At 59.5% G+C, this 16,933-nt stretch carries 16 protein-coding genes; 5 read left to right on the forward strand and 11 right to left on the reverse strand.

What is annotated here, in order from left to right:
• Positions 1–36 precede the first annotated feature (36 nt).
• Positions 37–1,086, reverse strand: a complete 1,050-nt coding sequence (locus tag OO25_RS08355; RefSeq protein ID WP_040179623.1) for an ABC transporter ATP-binding protein — start codon at positions 1,084–1,086, stop codon at positions 37–39.
• 133 nt (positions 1,087–1,219) lie between these two features.
• Between OO25_RS08355 and OO25_RS08360 the strand changes: the two genes are divergently transcribed.
• Positions 1,220–2,221: an ester cyclase gene (locus tag OO25_RS08360; RefSeq protein ID WP_040179624.1), complete on the forward strand. Its 1,002-nt coding sequence runs from the start codon at positions 1,220–1,222 to the stop codon at positions 2,219–2,221.
• On the forward strand, positions 2,218–3,084 hold the full coding sequence (locus OO25_RS08365) for an amidohydrolase (protein ID WP_040179626.1): 867 nt from the start codon (positions 2,218–2,220) through the stop codon (positions 3,082–3,084). Before OO25_RS08360 ends, OO25_RS08365 begins: the two co-directional genes overlap by 4 nt.
• Before the next feature lie 834 nt (positions 3,085–3,918).
• Here OO25_RS08365 and OO25_RS08370 read toward each other — a convergent pair.
• Both OO25_RS08370 and OO25_RS08375 read right to left on the reverse strand, forming a co-directional pair.
• The gene (locus OO25_RS08370; protein ID WP_040175439.1) at positions 3,919–4,296 is read right to left on the reverse strand and encodes a hypothetical protein; all 378 of its coding nucleotides are present in this window, start codon (positions 4,294–4,296) and stop codon (positions 3,919–3,921) included.
• Positions 4,297–4,418: 122 nt separating this feature from the next.
• Positions 4,419–5,276 (reverse strand): LysR family transcriptional regulator, encoded by an 858-nt coding sequence (locus tag OO25_RS08375; protein ID WP_040179627.1) that lies wholly within the window; start codon positions 5,274–5,276, stop codon positions 4,419–4,421.
• 111 nt (positions 5,277–5,387) lie between these two features.
• Between OO25_RS08375 and OO25_RS08380 the strand changes: the two genes are divergently transcribed.
• Both OO25_RS08380 and OO25_RS08385 read left to right on the forward strand, forming a co-directional pair.
• Positions 5,388–6,533 (forward strand): TauD/TfdA family dioxygenase, encoded by a 1,146-nt coding sequence (locus OO25_RS08380; protein ID WP_040179765.1) that lies wholly within the window; start codon positions 5,388–5,390, stop codon positions 6,531–6,533.
• Positions 6,530–7,153 (forward strand): HD domain-containing protein, encoded by a 624-nt coding sequence (locus OO25_RS08385; protein ID WP_040179628.1) that lies wholly within the window; start codon positions 6,530–6,532, stop codon positions 7,151–7,153. Before OO25_RS08380 ends, OO25_RS08385 begins: the two co-directional genes overlap by 4 nt.
• 177 nt (positions 7,154–7,330) lie before the next feature.
• Here OO25_RS08385 and OO25_RS08390 read toward each other — a convergent pair whose 3' ends face one another.
• The 7 genes from OO25_RS08390 to OO25_RS08420 form a co-directional block, all read right to left on the reverse strand.
• Positions 7,331–8,476, reverse strand: coding sequence for an iron-containing alcohol dehydrogenase (locus OO25_RS08390; protein WP_040179630.1), 1,146 nt, complete (start codon positions 8,474–8,476; stop codon positions 7,331–7,333).
• A 94-nt stretch (positions 8,477–8,570) separates the two neighbouring features.
• Positions 8,571–9,953, reverse strand: coding sequence for an aldehyde dehydrogenase family protein (locus OO25_RS08395; RefSeq protein ID WP_040179631.1), 1,383 nt, complete (start codon positions 9,951–9,953; stop codon positions 8,571–8,573).
• An 81-nt stretch (positions 9,954–10,034) separates the two neighbouring features.
• Positions 10,035–11,387, reverse strand: coding sequence for a glutamine synthetase family protein (locus tag OO25_RS08400; protein WP_040179632.1), 1,353 nt, complete (start codon positions 11,385–11,387; stop codon positions 10,035–10,037).
• Between the two features lie 115 nt (positions 11,388–11,502).
• Complete coding sequence (locus OO25_RS08405) at positions 11,503–12,537, reverse strand: TRAP transporter substrate-binding protein (protein ID WP_024096202.1); 1,035 nt, start codon at positions 12,535–12,537, stop codon at positions 11,503–11,505.
• 51 nt (positions 12,538–12,588) lie between these two features.
• On the reverse strand, positions 12,589–14,091 hold the full coding sequence (locus tag OO25_RS08410; RefSeq protein WP_040179633.1) for a TRAP transporter large permease subunit: 1,503 nt from the start codon (positions 14,089–14,091) through the stop codon (positions 12,589–12,591).
• Complete coding sequence (locus OO25_RS08415) at positions 14,091–14,687, reverse strand: TRAP transporter small permease subunit (RefSeq protein ID WP_040175430.1); 597 nt, start codon at positions 14,685–14,687, stop codon at positions 14,091–14,093. Before OO25_RS08415 ends, OO25_RS08410 begins: the two co-directional genes overlap by 1 nt.
• A complete protein-coding gene (locus OO25_RS08420; protein ID WP_040179634.1) occupies positions 14,680–15,489 on the reverse strand; it encodes an N-formylglutamate amidohydrolase in 810 nt (269 codons plus the stop codon). The genes OO25_RS08415 and OO25_RS08420 overlap by 8 nt, the downstream gene beginning before the upstream one ends.
• A gap of 149 nt (positions 15,490–15,638) precedes the next feature.
• Between OO25_RS08420 and OO25_RS08425 the strand changes: the two genes are divergently transcribed.
• Complete coding sequence (locus OO25_RS08425; RefSeq protein ID WP_040175428.1) at positions 15,639–16,511, forward strand: MurR/RpiR family transcriptional regulator; 873 nt, start codon at positions 15,639–15,641, stop codon at positions 16,509–16,511.
• A gap of 94 nt (positions 16,512–16,605) precedes the next feature.
• On the opposite strand, the gene OO25_RS08430 is transcribed toward OO25_RS08425, so the two are convergent.
• Positions 16,606–16,920 (reverse strand): hypothetical protein, encoded by a 315-nt coding sequence (locus OO25_RS08430; protein WP_040175631.1) that lies wholly within the window; start codon positions 16,918–16,920, stop codon positions 16,606–16,608.
• Positions 16,921–16,933 lie beyond the last annotated feature (13 nt).

Below are 16,933 nucleotides of genomic sequence, written 5' to 3' on the forward strand. Positions count from 1 at the left end.
CCCCGTCGCATGCACGAAGGCGGCGGTGGTGGGGGATTACCCCCCCAGCCGCGCACCTGTTTGTGTGTCAAACAGGTGGCAGTGATCGGTGGGCACATGGATCGACACCATATCGTCAATCTCTGCGCGGAAGGTCTTGTCTGCCTTGACCGAAACCAGGACGCCGCCAATGCGGACCGTGACCATGGTCGCATCGCCCAAGAGCTCCATCGTGTAGATCGGGGCGTTGATCTGGCCGCCGCTCTCCACAACGCTTGCATCCTCGGCGCGAAAGCCCAATGTGACCGGGCCATCCGGGCCGGACAGCCCCGCAATATCCGTGTGCTGTGCGGTGAACCGTCCGCCGGAGAAACCGCCCTCCATCAGATTCATCGCAGGCGAGCCGATGAAGCTTGCGACAAAGGCATTGGCGGGGCGGTCGTAGATCTCTGTCGGGCTGCCGACCTGCTGGACGACACCTTTGTTCATGACCACCACGCGGTCGGCGAGCGTCATAGCCTCGATTTGGTCGTGGGTCACATAGATCGTTGTCACGGCCAGTTCGTGGCTGAGATTTTTGATCTGCGCGCGGGTAGAGACCCGCAATTTGGCATCCAGGTTCGACAGCGGTTCGTCCATCAAGAACACGTTTGGTTCGCGAACGATGGCCCGGGCCAAAGCCACTCGCTGGCGCTGGCCACCTGACAGTTCTGCCGGTTTGCGATGCAGGAACTCGTCCAGCTCAACCATGGCACTGGCCCGACGGACTTTCTCGTCATGGACCTTGGCGTCAACACCGCGCACCTTCAACGGGAAGCGGATGTTTTCGTAGACGTTCATGTTTGGATAGAGCGCGTAGCTTTGGAACACCATAGCAACGTCCCGGTCCTTCGGCTCAAGCTCGTTGACGCGGTTGCCATCCACCAGGATATCGCCATCGCTGGCGCTCTCTAGCCCGGCAATCATTCGCATCGTCGTGGTCTTGCCACAGCCCGACGGCCCCAAGAGGACCAGAAACTCTTTGTCTGCGATGGTCAGGTCGAAATTATCAACCCCGACAAAGCTGCCCCAACGCTTGCTGATATTACGCAGCTCTATCTGTGCCATATGGGTCCGCCTCCCAGCGAAATCTATTTTGCATACGATTGCAAAAAGGTTAGTCTTTGCTGCGTTAATTTGGCAAGATAATTTTGCAATCGTATGCAATATGGCGTGAAGCGCCTGTAAAATAGGGAAAGAAATGAACGATCTTCAGGCAGCAAAAGCCGTCGTGCGGGCCTTCTACGCCGATCTGGACGCTCCGGATACGAATCTTGAAGCGGCTCTGATTCGACATACATCAGCCGATTACCTGTGGCGCGGGTTCCACCCATTTAACGAGATGACTGAGGCTGCTGAGGTCGCCCGCCAGTTCTGGACGCCATTGCGCAAAAGCCTCACATCGTTGCAGCGGCGTGAGGATATTTTCTTTGCCGGGCGCAATCAGATGGACGATTTCCAAGGCATCTGGGTGGTGTCCATGGGACATTTGATGGGGCTGTTTGACACGCCATTTGTTGGCATTCCGCCCACGGGCAAGATTGCGATGCTGCGCTATTGCGAGTTTCACCGGGTTGAAAACGGCAAGATTGCCCAAACCGCGATGTATTTTGATCTCCCGCATCTGATGGCGCAGGCTGGTGTCACAGCTTTTCCCGGTCAGACTGCCGCGCAGTTGGTCCAGCCGGGGCCAATGACGCATGACGGCCTGCTGTTTGACGCGCAACCAGACCACGAAGGTGCGTCGACATTGGCCGTGATCAACCGCATGATCGGTGAACTGGGGCAGTGGGACAACAAACTCAGTCTTGAGGATGAGTTGCGCCAGACCTGGTGTGAAGACATGTTGTGGTGGGGGCCGACCGGCATCGGCGCGACCTACACCATCGCGCGCTATGCTCAGCAGCATTCCGGCCCGTTTCGCGCGGCCTTCTCGGACAGATCCAAGACTGCTCATACAGCGCGTCTCGCCGAAGGTACCTATGGCGGCTTTGCCGGTTGGCCAAATTTCACCGCGCGCCTAAGCGGCGACTTCATGGGCCGCAATGCGACCAATGAACGGGGCGAATTCCGAGTGATTGATATTTACCGGCGTAGCGGTGACAAACTTGCAGAAAACTGGATCTTCATCGATCTGCTGCACTTCTGGAAGGGGCAGGGATATGATGTCCTGCAACAGCTCAGCGACGGGACCCTGGCATGATTGACGCGCATCATCATCTTTGGGATCTGACAGCGGTGCACTACCCTTGGCTGGCTGCTAAGGGGGTGTCGCGGTTCTTTGGTGATCCAAGTCCGATCCAGCGCGACTATCTGTTGCCGGAATTTCGCGCAGAGGCCGCTGCCTTGGGGGTCACCGGATCTGTTCACATTCAGGTCGGTGCCGAAGATCCGCTGGCCGAGGCGCAGTGGGTGCAGACCATCATTGATGCGAACCGGGATTGGCCGATGGTGCAGGTTGTTCATTGCGATCTGACAGCGCCGGATCTGGCGCAGCAACTCGACGTCTTACAAGCGTTGCCGTCGGTCCGGGGCGTGCGCCAGATCGTCGGTCGCGCCCCAGGCGAGGATGCGCAGACCGGCACCAATGCGCTTTTGGATGATCCGCGTTTTCTGGAGGGGCTTATGCTCGTTGGAGACCGCGGGCTGTCCTTTGATCTGCAGCTTATCCCTGAGCTGATGGGGAAGACCGCGGGCGTTCTGGCACAGGCTCCTAGAACAAATGTAGCCCTGTGCCATGCGGGCAGCCCCCATGACCGAAGCCCCGAGGGATTAACCGCGTGGAGACAGCAGCTCAAGCAGCTTTCGCAGCTCCCACATGTGTGGTGTAAACTCTCAGGTCTGGGGATGTTTCAGCACCGCTGGACCGTTGAGGATTTCAGGCCGATCATTGAGACGTGCCTTGATCAGTTTGGCGCTGACCGCTGTATGTTTGGCTCCAACTTTCCGGTGGATAGCCTTTATTCAGACTATGAGACTCTGTTCCGGGCACATGAGAGTTTGGTTCCGGATAGCCTTAGATCACAGGTCATTGGGGAAACCGCAGCACGTTTTTACAGGTTCTGACATCAGTCGCTGCTGGTTGGTGCAAGAATGCCTGTGCAACAGAAGTCCACTTACGTCGCCTGTGTTCGGCGAGGAACTTGGCCAGGCTGACGTTGCAGGCTTCCCCCACCACCCGTTCTACACACATAAATCCTATCGCATGGGTTCTCTCGGCCGCGTGTGGGATACCCGGAGAAGCGGGTCGCGTCTCGATAAAGTGCGAACAGGCGGCCGCACCTCAATCTGCTTTGGCCTCCAGATTTCAAGCTGCGCGGTCAATGCCTGATCAGGCCATGATGTAGGTCGTCCGCAACATAGCCAAGGCAACAGGTGCATCGAACTGACCGTAGCTTCTGTATCGAGGAGGATTCTCTGATATCCGCACATGTAATCACTTCGGCGGTGCGAGCAGCTTTCGCCATGGGCCGCCGCGTCCGTGTCTGGTCAAAGACACGGGCCATCAGTTCAAAGACGTGCAGACTGCGATAGGATGGGCTCGGTTGGCTGCTTTCGATGACAACGTCAGCACCGAATACAATGACCCCTTTTGACCGCCGCAGCCAGGTACTGACGTTGGCTAGTCTCGAGGATCAAAATCCTCGCTCTTGTTATCAAGACCAGTGCGATACAGCCCGGATGTCTGCATTATCAGAGCTGGAGAGGCCAATATTTGTAAGCAGATAGCCCCGATCTCCCCTGGTTTGCACTGGGGTATGACGACTGGGGCCGCGCCGCTATTGCGGTTTTCCGCTCTTACATTGCCACAAAACCATCATTGATTATGCGTGCAATGACTTGCCACTCCGCCAAAATTGCTCCTGTAGTAGCCATTGCGTCTGGGCTCGGATGGCGGGGTTATCCTTGAAAACTCAGCCCGACGATTCCCAAAATCGTCACTGGCACGAACAAAAAACCCTGCGGAATGTCCTTGTAGCGCTGACCATTCAGAACCGGCAGGACGAGCCCCCAGATGGCGTAGGCAGCGGCCAGACCAGTGGCGAGGATCGCAGCAATTTCGGCCTCGCCTGACCAGGCAGGCCAGAGGAAGAGCGCCGCCACAGCCGCCAGATTTATGCTCACGAGATGCCAGCAGTAATAATTGACGTAGCGCACCTCCGCGGACAGGTCGCGGGCGTCCAGCAGGGGGCGTGCGACGCTGGGGCCGCCGGCAAAAATATGCAATAGTGTGTTGATGACAGACAGGCCACCAGCGGCCAAGAGCCAGATATTCATGCGCGTTCGTACTCCAAATGGTTCGACAGTCTCTTCAGCGCTGAAAATGTCGGGCCCTTCGCAGCGGGGCAATGGGGCAGGCTGCCATCGCGACAATACGCGCCTGACCCAAGAGGCCGTCATCAAGTCATGATGCGGGCCAACTCGGTCCATTGGGTGCGGCTGACCGCATCTTGCCCAGCGATCATCCAATAGGTGGCGTGATGGTCAAGCTGGTCCTGACCCATCCGCACCAGCCGCCCGGCTGCCAGATCCTGATGGCAGAGCGGCAGAGATCCCAGCAGCACGCCAGTGCCGGCACGGGCCGCCCCCAGAGCGGACAGAAACGTATCAAAGCGCAGGTGTGGGACCGGCGTTGATCCACCGCCATGGCAGGCCACCCAATCCGGCCACCCCGGCCGGGGTCCAGAGCAGGCGATCCGCGGCCACTCGCTCCAGTGGCCGTCTCTGCGGCCAATCAACTCCGGGGAAACCATGGGGGCGATCCCTTCGGAATAGAGCGGTAGCTTGTAGGGATGCGGCCAGTCGCCAACGCCGTAGCGGATGCGGACCACCTCGTCCTCTACCGCATCATGGGCGCCCAGAATCATGGTTCGTATCGCCAACTGGCCGCCTGCGATGTCGCTCAGGGCGGCCAGCCGCGGGGTGAGCCACAAATCAATGACCGATTGGCTTGCGGAAATCGTCAGCTGTCGTCGTCCGGTGCCAAACAGCGCTTCGGAGCTGTCGCGCATCGTATCAAGGGCCGATTGGATGTGTGGCAACCAGGCTTCGCCCTCCACGGTCAGGGTGATGGCGCGGGGGTGGCGGTGAAACAGCGCGGTGCCCAGCCGTTTCTCCAGCTGGGCGATCCGCTGTGAAATGGCAGATTGAGTGATCCCGGTTTCCGCAGCCGCCGCGGTAAAGCTGCCGCAGCGTGCCGCCGCCTCAAAGGCGCGGATCCATTCTAGGGGTGGCAGGGTGGGGCGCTGCTGTTGCATTAGCTGACCTTGGCCTTAGTGCGGAAATTCCTAATTTGAGATTATGTAGGGGCAATGGCAACATGCGCGCAAGAGTCATCTTCCGCGTTGCGGACCATCATTGAGGATACCATGCCGACAGTCACGATTGCCCCGGCGGGCGACTACCTTACCCTATCTCTTGGAACGTCTGAGCTGCGCTTTCACGCGATCTGGTTGCGCGACAATGCCAGCGACCCGGAAACCCGCGCCGAAGCCAGCGGTCAGCGCCTGATTGCGTTGCGGGATTTCCCGGCAGACACCATTATTGCGGAGGCCACGCTGGAGGGTGGCAGCCTCGAGGTACAGTTTGCGCCCGAAAACAAGAACGTGGCCTATGATCTCTCGTGGCTGGAGGCCCACGCCTACGACCGCGCCGCCTGTGATGATGCTGGGTGGCTTGCCGACGGGGTTGAGACCTGGGACGCAGGGCTGATGGACGGCGTGCCCACTGGCGACTTTGCGGCGCTGGAAGCCGGCGGTGCAGCGCTGGGCGACTGGCTGGGCGCTGTGACGCGCTATGGCTTTGGCAAGGTCGTCAACGGGCCGATCGAAGAAGGCGCGTTGTTCCGCGTGGTCGACCTCTTCGGGCACGTCCGTGAGACCAACTACGGACGCCATTTTGAGGTGCGCACCGAAGTGAACCCGACCAACCTGGCCTTCACCGGTCTGGGCTTGCAGGCGCATACCGACAATCCATACCGCGATCCGGTGCCGACCATTCAGGTGCTCTACTGCCTCGAAAGCTCGGCTGCCGGGGGTGAAAATATGGTCGTGGACGGTTTTGCCGCCGCGCTGCGCCTCAAGGCCGAGAATGAGGCCTATTTCAATGTGCTGGCAGAGCATTGTGCGCGATTCGAATACGCGGGCGAGGCCGGGGTCTGCCTGACCTCTCGTCGCCCGATGATCGAGCTGGCTCCCGATGGGGAGCTGATCGGTGTGCGTTTCAACAATCGATCACTGGCCGCGGTGCAGGATGTCCCGTTTGAGAAGATGGCGCTCTATTATGCGGCCTATCGCCGACTGGGCGAGATCATCGACGATACGGCGATGGAGGTCACGTTCCGTCTTAATCCCGGCGAGGCCTTTGTGGTCGACAACACCCGCGTCTTGCACGCGCGCAAGGGTTACTCGGGTGAGGGGACGCGGTGGTTGCAGGGCTGTTATGCTGACAAGGACGGGCTGCGGTCGGCTCATGAGGCGCGCCGACGTCAGGCGCTGGCGGAGGCGGCCGAATGACCAGCAGCCAGCCACAGCCAGCAGCCGCGCACGTGCTACCAGCGACGTTGGACCGGGACACAATTGTCGCCTTCCTCGGCTCCATCTTCGACCGGCGCGGCGGGGAGGAATATCTGGGCGAGCCGGTGACCATGGGCGAACATATGCTACAGGGCGCCACCATCGCCGAGCAGAATGGTCAGCCTGAGGAGATCATCGTCGGCGCGCTGTTGCATGACATCGGGCATTTCACCTCGGAGTTTGGCACCTATCATCCCGATGATACCGAGGATCGCCATCATGAGGACGCGGGCGCGGAGGTATTGGAGCGGTTCTTTCCCAGTGTGATCACGGATTGCTGCCGCTACCACGTTGCGGCCAAACGGTATCTCTGCGCAACGAAGCCCGAGTATTTCAAACGGCTGTCCCCGGCGTCCGTCCATACGCTGGAGCTGCAGGGCGGGCCGATGAACCCTGAAGAGGTTGCAGCGTTTGAGGCCAATCCAAACCTGAAAGAGATTATCGCGGTGCGCTATCTTGATGAGGCAGGCAAACGGGCAGGCATGGAAACCCCTGATTTCTGGCATTTCGCGCCAATGGTTCAGCGGATGGTGGACCGTCACTGCGGTGTATCTGACTAAGTTTTGAGCCGACGATAGCACTGCAAGAAACTGCGGCCCCTCTCAGCTTGGAGAGGGGCCGCAGTCTTAAGGTACCCTATGCTGCGTCAAAGACGCGCCGGGTCATCTATGTGCTGCGCTGCGCCGGGGGCGGAACAGGCGCAGCCGCAGGATCATTGCAGATGTGATCTGCGTGGATCACATGGCATCCTTGAACAGCTGGGTGAGATTGGCCTCGTCAAGAACGACAGGGTTGCCGCCGCAGGAGGGATCAATCAGCGCACCCTTCACCAGGCCGGGGATGGCCGCCTCCGTGACGCCCAACTCTGAGAGACCACGTGGAATGCCGAGACTGTCGTTCAGCTCCTGCACATAGGCGCAGACGCCATCAAAGCCGCCGTCGATGCCCAAATAGGCTGCTGCAGTCTCGAATCGGTCGGCGATCTCAGGTGCGTTGAAGGCCAGCACCGCGGGCATGCAGACGGCATTGGTGGTGCCGTGGTGAGTGTTGAAGAGCGCGCCGATCGGATGGCTCATGGCGTGGATCGCACCCAACCCTTTCTGGAAGGCGGTGGCGCCCATCGCGGCGGCAGACATCATATGGGCACGGGCCTCAATGTCGGTGCCATCCGCATAGGCGCGTGGCAGATAGTCCTTGACCAGGCGCATGCCTTCCAGCGCGATACCCTGGGACATCGGGTGATAATGGGGGGAGGAGAACGCCTCGACACAATGCGCGAAGGCATCCAGACCGGTGCCTGCGGTGATGAACTTGGGCATGCCGACGGTCAGTTCAGGGTCGCAGATCACCACGGTTGGCAGCACCTTGGGGTGGAAGATGATCTTTTTCTGATGGGTCACACTGTCGGTGATCACAGAGGCGCGGCCAACCTCGGAACCGGTGCCCGCTGTGGTCGGCACCGCGATGATCGGCGCGATGGCATTGGCGTCAGCACGGGTCCACCAGTCGCCGATATCTTCAAAATCCCACACCGGCCGGGTCTGGCCGCACATGAAGGCGACCATCTTGCCCAGATCAAGACCGGAGCCGCCGCCAAAGGCGATCACCCCGTCATGATCGCCTGCCTTAAAGGCGGCCACACCGGCCTCAAGGTTCTTCTCGTTCGGGTTGGGATCAACCTCTGAGAACATCGCCCGGCCGAGGCCCGCGGCCTCCAGGATATCGAGCGTGGATTGGGTGACCGGCAGATCGGCCAGGCCTTTGTCGGTGACCAGCAGCGGCTTTTTCATGCCTGCTGCCGCGCAGGCCTCGGCCAGCTCCTTGATCCGGCCAGCGCCAAACTTGATTGCGGTCGGATAAGACCAGTTTCCAACAAGAGTCATAGGTGTGTTCCTGTGATGAAGCCGGGGAGGGGGCGCTGCCCCCGCTTGCCCTGCGGCAAGCCCCCCGGAGTATTTTGCGGAAAGATGACGGGACTCAGCCCGCTACCTTTTTCAGATGATAGGATTTCGGGCGGGTGAGGTTATGATAGCCGATGACAGAGAGGCCGCTCCCGCGCCCGGTGTTCTTGCAGCCGGTCCAGCACAGACCGGGGTCCAGATAATCGGCGCGGTTCATGAAGACGGTGCCGGTTTCGATCTGATCACCAACACGGGTCGCACGCTCCACATCCCCGGTCCAGAGAGAGGCCGTGAGGCCAAATTCGCTGTCATTCATCAACTCGATGGCCTCCGCGTCGGAGGAGACTTTCAAGATGCCCACCACGGGGCCAAAGCTCTCGTCACGCATTACCCGCATGTCATGGGTCACATTGGTCAGGATCTGTGGTGTCAGATAGGCGCCACCGTCGTCTTCGGCAAATGTTTCGATATGAGCCACGGCGCCTGCCTCAATGGCCTCAGCAATCTGGCTGCGAACCTCAGCTGCAAAGCGCACATTGGCCATCGGACCGATGGTGGTCTCCTGCTCCAGCGGATTACCCAGCTTGTAGGTGTTGACGATGGCCACAGCCTTTTCGACGAAGGCGTCATAAAGGCTTTCATGCACGTAGATCCGCTCGATCCCGCAGCAGCACTGACCGGAATTGAACATGGCGCCATCGATCAGCGTGTCCACTGCCGCATCAAGATCGGCGTCTTCCATCACATAGCCCGGATCCTTGCCGCCCAGCTCGGTGCCGACACCGGTAAAGGTGCCCGCTGCCGCGCGCTCCATCGCCTGACCGCCACCAACAGAGCCGGTGAAGTTGACGAAGTCGAAGGCCTTGTCTGCGATTAGTGCCGATGTGGTGTCATGATCGAGGAAGACATTCTGGAACACATCCGCCGGAATGCCAGCCGACTGGAAGGCCTGCGCCATGCGCTCACCCACCAGAAGCGTCTGGGTGGCGTGTTTCAGCACCACGGCATTGCCCGCAATCAGGGCCGGCGCGACGGTGTTGATGGCGGTCATGTAGGGGTAGTTCCAAGGCGCCACCACCAGCACCACGCCATGGGGAACATGTTTGATGTAGCGCTTGAAGGTCGCGTCCTCGCCGACCTCGATATCGGCCAGCGCTTCTTCGGCGATCTGCGCCATATGGCTGGCCCGCTCGTTGAAACCGCCAAATTCACCGCCATAGCGCACCGGGCGCCCCATCATATGGGCCAGTTCCGGTACGATTTCATCGTTCATCGCGCCTACAGCCGCCACACCGGCCATCACCAGATCAACCCGCTCCTGCAGGGGGCGGGCAGCCCAGGCCGTCTGGGCCGTGCGGGCTGCGGTCACGCGCTCCGCTGCGGCCTCCGGTGACAGCGTCTCACGCTCGGCATAGACCGATCCGTCGATCGGTGAGATACATTTCAGGGTCTGGCCCATGGTCTTCCTCATGTGGTTTGACGGGGGCACGCCCCCATTGTCATCTTTCCAAAAATACTCTCGCCGAAGGCTCTGCGCGCCTCAGGCGCGCTCGAACCCTCGGGCAATCTCGTAATCGGTCACGATCCGCTCGAAATCCTCGATTTCCACTTCGGCGGCGCGCACGTAGTGATCCACCACGTCATCGCCAATTGCAGCCCGCAACATGGCCGAGCCTTTGAGTGCCACAGCCGCATCCCGCAGCGTGCCTGGGATCATGCCGGTGTCGCCCTGATAGACATCGCCCTTGGTGGGGGCCTGCAGCTCCAAACCTTCCTCGATGCCCGCAATACCCGCGGCCAGCATGCCTGCGATCGCCAGATAGGGGTTCATGTCCGAGCCCGGAATGCGGCATTCGACGCGGATGGCCTTGCTGCCGACACCGCACAGACGATAGCCCGCTGTGCGGTTGTCCACCGACCAGATGATCCGGGTCGGGGCAAAGGTGCCCTTCATGAAGCGTTTGTAGCTGTTGATATAGGGCGCCATGAAGGCGGTGTAATCGGGTGCGTATTTCAGCAATCCCGCCATGTAATTCTTCATCAGCGCCGACATGCCCAGCTCATCGCTCTCGTCAAAGAAGGCGGGTTTGCCGTCCTGCCACAGCGACTGATGCACATGGGAGGAGGAGCCGACCTTGTCGTGGCTCCATTTCGGCAGGAAGGTCACCGCATGGCCCTGTTGCTGGGCGATTTCCTTTACCGCATGTTTGGCGATGGTGTGATATGCGGCGGTGTCCATCGCCGCGGCGTATTTGATGTTCAGCTCTTCCTGACCGGTCTCGGCCTCGCCTTTGGAGTTCTCGATCGGCAGGCCCGCGTCCCACAGATGGTTGCGGATCGGGCGCAGCACATGCTCCTCGCGGGAGGTCTGCAGGATGCTGTAGTCCTCATTATAGCCCGAAATCGGCTCCAGATCGCGGAAGCCTGATTTGCGGATCGCATCGAAGCTCTTCTCGAAGAGGAAGAACTCCAGCTCGGTGGCGCACATCGCATCAAACCCCATCTCCTTGAGACGGTTCACCTGACGCTTCAGGATGGCGCGGGGGGAATGGGGGACCTCTTCGTGGGTGTGGTGATCCAGCACATCGCAAAGCACCATCACGGTGCCTTCGAGCCAAGGCACCGGGCGCAAGGTTGCCAGATCCGGCTTCATGACGTAGTCGCCATAGCCGTTTTCCCAGCTGGTCGAAGCATAGCCATCCGGTGTCGCCATCGCCAGATCGGTGGCCAGAAGATAGTTGCAGCAATGGGTCTCTTCCCAGGCGCCATTCACAAAATGCTTGGCGTGGAAACGCTTGCCCATCAGCCGCCCCTGCATGTCCACAAGGCAGACCAGAACAGTGTCAACGCTGCCAGCAGAAACTTGGTCAGCAAGAGTGTCGAAGGAGAGCATGAGCAGCCCTTTGCGTTTTGAGGCCAGAACTTTTTGACAAAAAGTCTGGCAAATTCCTTTGAAAGGAGTTTGGCCCACCGCATGCGGGCCAAACTCCGGTTTTTGGACGGTAGACTTAGCCGTAGCGGTAGGGGCGTCCGGCTTTCTGCATGTCCGCGTTGTACTTTTTGATGATTTCGACAACGCGGGCCTTGGTCGGGCTTTCGGCTGCGATTTCATCCCAGAACTTATAGGCGGCTTCCTCAACCGTTGCCCATTCTTCATCTGGGATTGAGGTCAGCTCCATCTTCGGGCCGTTGACACGCAGGTCTGCTTCGCCGCCCCAATACCACCACTGGCGGTAATAATGCGACTGGTCACAGCAGACGCGGAACAGAGTCTGCAGATCTTCCGGCAGCTCGTTCCAGCGACCCTGATTGGCAAAGAAGGACCCAGCCCAGGCACCGGAGATGTTGTTGGTCAGGAAGTAGTTGGTCACATCTGCCCAGCCGACGGTGTAATCCTCGGTGATGCCGGACCATGCGATCCCGTCAAGTTCACCGGTCTGCATGGCGACTTCGATGTCTTCCCACGGCAGGGTGACAGGCACCACGCCGAACTGGCTGAGGAAGCGGCCAGCGGTCGGGAAGGTAAAGACGCGCTTGCCTTTCAGATCGGCAAGGCTGCGGATTGGATCCTTGGTGGCAAAGTGGCAGGGATCCCAGGCGCCGGCAGAGATGTGCTTGACGCCGACCTTGGAGTATTCTTCGTCCCAGATCTCATTCAGCCCATATTTGTTGAACAGGACCGGCACGTCGAGCGAGTAGCGCGAGGCAAAGGGGAAATAACCGCCAAAGACCGTCACATCGGTCGGGGAGGCCATCGAGTCATCATCGGACTGTACTGCATCGATGGTGCCACGCTGCATGGCGCGGAACAGCTCACCAGTCGGGACCAGCTGATCGGCATAATAAAGCTCGATCTGCATACGGTCGCCTGCGATCTTGTTGAACATGTCGATGGCGGGTTTCACCACATGTTCGGCCAGCGCCGCACCGGCATAGGTCTGCATACGCCATGTGATTTTGGACTGGGCCAGTGCAGGGGTGGCCAGCGGAGCCGCGAGGGCACCGACACCGGCAGTCTGAATAAACTTACGTCTTGTCGTCATATCTCTTCTCCATGTTGAAATTCCGGCCCCCTTGCGGGGCTCTTCTGAGGGTTATTTTCCGTAAACATATTCCGGCAGCCACAGGGCGATCTGCGGGAAGATCATCACCAAAGCCAGGGCCACGACCATCACGGCCGCAAAGGGGATGATTGAGACATAAATATCCTTGAGCCCGATCTCTGGCGGCGCCATCGCCCGCATAAGGAACAGGTTATAGCCGAAGGGTGGCGTCATATAGGCGATCTGGGTGGTGATGGTATAGAGCACACCGTACCAGATCAGATCGAACCCCAGCGCGCCCACCAGCGGCACGTAAAGTGGCGCCACAATTACCAGCATCGCCGTGTCATCAAGGAATGTACCCATCACGATGAAGCTCAGCTGCATCAGGATCAGGATCATCCAGGGCGACAGCCCCAGCTGCGTGGTGAACAGATCCTCGATCGCCTTCACCGCACCCAGACCATCAAAGATCGCGCCAAAGCCAAGGGCGGCCAGGATGATCCACATGAACATGCAGGAGATGCCGAGTGTGGAGCGCACAGAGGTTTCAAACACCTCCTTGTTCATGCGCCCCTTGAGGATCGCGGCGATAAAGGCGGTCATGGCTCCGATGGCAGAGCTTTCGACCAGCGATGTCCAGCCATTGACAAAGGGCACCATCATCGCGGCAAAAATCGCCAGCGGCAGCACGCCGGAGAACAGCAGGCGATATTTTTCACGCATGAAGACATCGTGATAGAAGGCAGGAATGCTGCGGGTCACAAAGGCCAGAACAGACCCGACCAGCGCCACGCCGATTGCGGGCTTTGCCTCGATGATACCCAGTTTTACCACCAGCGGCACCAGCACCAGCAGTGCCAGCACGACATAGTTCAGCCGCAGCGGATGATCGCTGATGCGTTCGTATTCGGCGAGATCTTCCGGGCTCATCGCCGGGCCAAGCTCGGGCTGCATGCGGGCGCGCAGATAGATGTAGATGATGAACATCGTCGCCATCAGAAGCCCCGGCACCACACCGGCAAGCCAGAGCTGCCCGACAGGCTGGCGCGCGATCATCGCATAAAGAACCAGCACCACCGAAGGAGGCACCAGAATGCCCAGGGAGGAGCCGGCCTGAATGGTGCCGGTCACAAGGGTTTTGTCATAGCCCCGGCGCAACAGTTCGGGCAGCGCAATGGTGGCACCGATTGCCATACCTGCCACCGACAGGCCGTTCATCGCGGAAATCAAGACCATCAGACCGATGGTGCCAATAGCAAGCCCGCCTTTGACGGGTCCCATCCACACGTGGAACATCCGGTAGAGATCATCGGCAATCTTGGATTCCGACAGCACATAGCCCATGAAAATAAACATCGGCAGTGTCAGCAGCGGATACCACTTCATCAGTTTCATGGCTGCTGAAAACGGAATCTCGCTGCCGCCGGTGCCCCAGAGCAAGAGCCCCGCAACGGCGCCGACAAATCCGATGGCGCCAAACACGCGCTGACCGGTCATCAGCATCAGCATCATGCCGGCAAACATCATAATGGCGATGAGTTCATAGGACATTAGAAGTCGTCTCCGCGAAGGCGTCCGAGATCACGGAACAATTCAGCAAGGCATTGAAGCAGCATCAGAAAGACGCCGAAACAGAGGATGGTTTTGATGGGCCACATGAAGGGGCGCCAGGCGGTAGAGCTGCGTTCCAGATAGCCGAGCTTGGCACTGGCAGCATCCAGACCTTCGGTCACAAGGGTCATCAGAAGGTCGCCAAAGAACTGGAAGGGTTCGAGCCCGAAATAGCCCAGCGAATAGGCGGTGGAGCTGATGGCCCCGTAAAAGAGCACGCTCAGATAGACCATCAGGAACAGCACGGTGAAGGCGTCCACCCATGCTTTGGTCTTCAGCGACCAGGACCCGTAGAATAGGTCCATGCGGACGTTGCTGCCCATCTGGATCGAGTAAGGCCCGCCCAAAATATAATAGGCAACCATGACAAACTGCGCGGTCTCCAACGTCCAGAGCGAGGGGTTGAAGAAGGTCTTGGAGATCGACGACCACAGCAAAACGCCCACCAGCACAAAGATCAGATACATGGCAAAGCGGCCAATCAGCCGGTTCATCGCATCAATGGCGCGCACGTAGCTTTTGATGGCTCTAGGCATTGGCGGCCCCCTTGGTGACGAGGGTCGCCAGCGCCGGGCGCAGCAGGCACAGCAACTCTTCGGTCATGGTGGTTTCCTGTTCGGGGGTGCGCAGCAGATCGTTGCGGATCTCAATCATCACATTGGCCAGACCGTTATCCTGTCCATGCAGCACCAGGGAATGGGTGACGCCGTCCTGCGGGCCATACGGCGCATTGCGCTCAACCTGGCGGTGCGGCAGCGCAGGTGCCGCGTCCAGCATCGCGTCCGCCAGCCGCGTATCATCATCGTGCAGAATGCCGATTTCGACACTGCGCGGGCTGCCGTAGTAGACCGGGGTGAAGCTGTGAACGGTGACCAGCATCGTCTCACGACCAGCAGCCTTGCGATCTGCAATCACCTTGGCCACAGCTGCACAGAAAGGGTCGTAGACGGTTGCCACCCGTTCTGCCCGCGCCGCTGCGTTCAGATCGCGGTTGCCCGGCACCTCGATCAGTTCCGATTTGGCGGGCATGGCGCTCGGGGCTTCGGGGGGGCGGTTGCAGTCATAGACCAGTCGCGACACGCAGCTTGCAACCAATGGCGCGTCCAGCGCCGCCGACAGGCCCTTGGCAACCGCCAAGGCACCGGGATCCCAGGCCGCGTGACTGCTGCGATCTTCCTCTGACAAGCCAAGCCCCTCATATCGGGCCGGGATGTGGTTGCTGGCATGTTCGCACAGCACCAGCACCGCGCCGGTTCCAGTCGCATTCCAGACCTCCACCGCCCGGTTGGGCAGATCTGGCGAGGCGGCAGATGGAGCGTTGGAATCGCTCAGTGACATTAGGTACTCCCTGATTTTGGAAAAATGTTTTCACGTACAACTTTTTGTGTCAATATCTTTTCAGCACCAGTTTGACGACCTGCGATTTGAATGGCTCTTGTTTCGGAGCTGTGCTTAAATTGCAGGCAAAGCAGAGGGATAGCCGGACTGTGACAAAACCGCCCGCCACCGTGCGTGAACTCATCCGGGAGCAATATGCGAGTCTGACGCAGGCGGAACGCAAATTTGCCAACGCCTTGCTGGCGAATTACCCAGCCGCTGGTCTGGCCTCTATCACCATCGTCGCCTCCAATGCGGAGGTGTCCACGCCGACCGTGGCGCGGATGGTGCAAAAGCTTGGTTTCAAAGGGTATCCCCAGTTTCATCAGGCCTTGCTGAAGGAGTTGGAGGCCAAAGGATCCGGGCCAACCCAACGCCGGGCGAACTGGGCGTCTGAGGCGCCGGAAGGGCATCTGCTGAACAGATTTGCACAGGCGGTCACCGACAACCTCAGTCAGACGTTTTCCAATGTCGACTCAGAGCAATTTGATGCCGCCGTCCGCCAGCTGGCCGATACTGAAGGGCGGCTTTATGTGGTTGGCGGACGCATCACGCGGGCGCTTGCGGATTACGCGTTTACCCATTTTCAGGCGATCCGACAGCGGGTCACGCATATGACGTCCTCATCGGCAACCTGGCCCCATTATGTCCTGGATATGGTCGAAGGCGACACGCTGCTGATGTTCGATGTGCGCCGCTATGAGACCAATCTGCAACGGTTGGCTGAACTGGCTTCGGAACGGGGCGTGCAGGTGATCTTGATCACCGATCAATGGTCGAGCCCGATCGGGTCGGTGGCGGCACAGACGTTCAACTGCTGGGTGGAAATCCCGTCAGCCTGGGATTCCAACATCTCGACAATGATGCTGCTGGAGGCGATGATCTCTGCCGCGCAGGAAGAGCGCTGGGACGAGACCCGGGCCCGCTACGAGAAGCTGGATACGATTTTCGACACCACGCGGCTGTTTCGAAAGTTCACTTGATCGCCATCGCGCTGCCGCTGGTCGCCGAGATCTGACAAAACAGAAAAAGGGAGGCAGTTGGCCCCCCTTTTTCTCAATCTCATAGTGCGGTAGCTCAGTAGCGGTTGCGCATAGCCATACCAATCAGTACGCCCACACCTAGCGCGCCAGCGACCGCAAGGGCCGGGTTCTTCTTCACGAAGTCCTCACTCTGCGCAGCGAGGTCACTCATTGCCTGCGATGTGTTCACTGCACCCTCACGGGCAATCTCGCGGACAGCTTGAGCGTTACGCGTGGCCATGTCCTCCAGCTGTTCGCCTACTTCCTTCACCTTCTCGGCGATGGGTTGGGCTTCCTCGGCTTTGTTGTCCTCTGCGCGTCGTGCAGGGGTCGATTTCTTGGTCTCACTCTGTGTCTGGGTCGCGGCCATGATAAAGTCTCCT

Source organism: Phaeobacter sp. S60 (genome assembly GCF_000826845.1).
Taxonomy (GTDB): Bacteria; Pseudomonadota; Alphaproteobacteria; order Rhodobacterales; family Rhodobacteraceae; genus Phaeobacter; species Phaeobacter piscinae.

Bases quoted from the DNA above. Each gene is read 5' to 3' on its own strand.
- OO25_RS08355 (WP_040179623.1), bottom strand. From the start codon at position 1,086: ATGGCACAGATAGAGCTGCGTAATATCAGCAAGCGTTGGGGCAGCTTT.
- OO25_RS08360 (WP_040179624.1), top strand. From the start codon at position 1,220: ATGAACGATCTTCAGGCAGCAAAAGCCGTCGTGCGGGCCTTCTACGCC.
- OO25_RS08365 (WP_040179626.1), top strand. From the start codon at position 2,218: ATGATTGACGCGCATCATCATCTTTGGGATCTGACAGCGGTGCACTAC.
- OO25_RS08370 (WP_040175439.1), bottom strand. From the start codon at position 4,296: ATGAATATCTGGCTCTTGGCCGCTGGTGGCCTGTCTGTCATCAACACA.
- OO25_RS08375 (WP_040179627.1), bottom strand. From the start codon at position 5,276: ATGCAACAGCAGCGCCCCACCCTGCCACCCCTAGAATGGATCCGCGCC.
- OO25_RS08380 (WP_040179765.1), top strand. From the start codon at position 5,388: ATGCCGACAGTCACGATTGCCCCGGCGGGCGACTACCTTACCCTATCT.
- OO25_RS08385 (WP_040179628.1), top strand. From the start codon at position 6,530: ATGACCAGCAGCCAGCCACAGCCAGCAGCCGCGCACGTGCTACCAGCG.
- OO25_RS08390 (WP_040179630.1), bottom strand. From the start codon at position 8,476: ATGACTCTTGTTGGAAACTGGTCTTATCCGACCGCAATCAAGTTTGGC.
- OO25_RS08395 (WP_040179631.1), bottom strand. From the start codon at position 9,953: ATGGGCCAGACCCTGAAATGTATCTCACCGATCGACGGATCGGTCTAT.
- OO25_RS08400 (WP_040179632.1), bottom strand. From the start codon at position 11,387: ATGCTCTCCTTCGACACTCTTGCTGACCAAGTTTCTGCTGGCAGCGTT.
- OO25_RS08405 (WP_024096202.1), bottom strand. From the start codon at position 12,537: ATGACGACAAGACGTAAGTTTATTCAGACTGCCGGTGTCGGTGCCCTC.
- OO25_RS08410 (WP_040179633.1), bottom strand. From the start codon at position 14,091: ATGTCCTATGAACTCATCGCCATTATGATGTTTGCCGGCATGATGCTG.
- OO25_RS08415 (WP_040175430.1), bottom strand. From the start codon at position 14,687: ATGCCTAGAGCCATCAAAAGCTACGTGCGCGCCATTGATGCGATGAAC.
- OO25_RS08420 (WP_040179634.1), bottom strand. From the start codon at position 15,489: ATGTCACTGAGCGATTCCAACGCTCCATCTGCCGCCTCGCCAGATCTG.
- OO25_RS08430 (WP_040175631.1), bottom strand. From the start codon at position 16,920: ATGGCCGCGACCCAGACACAGAGTGAGACCAAGAAATCGACCCCTGCA.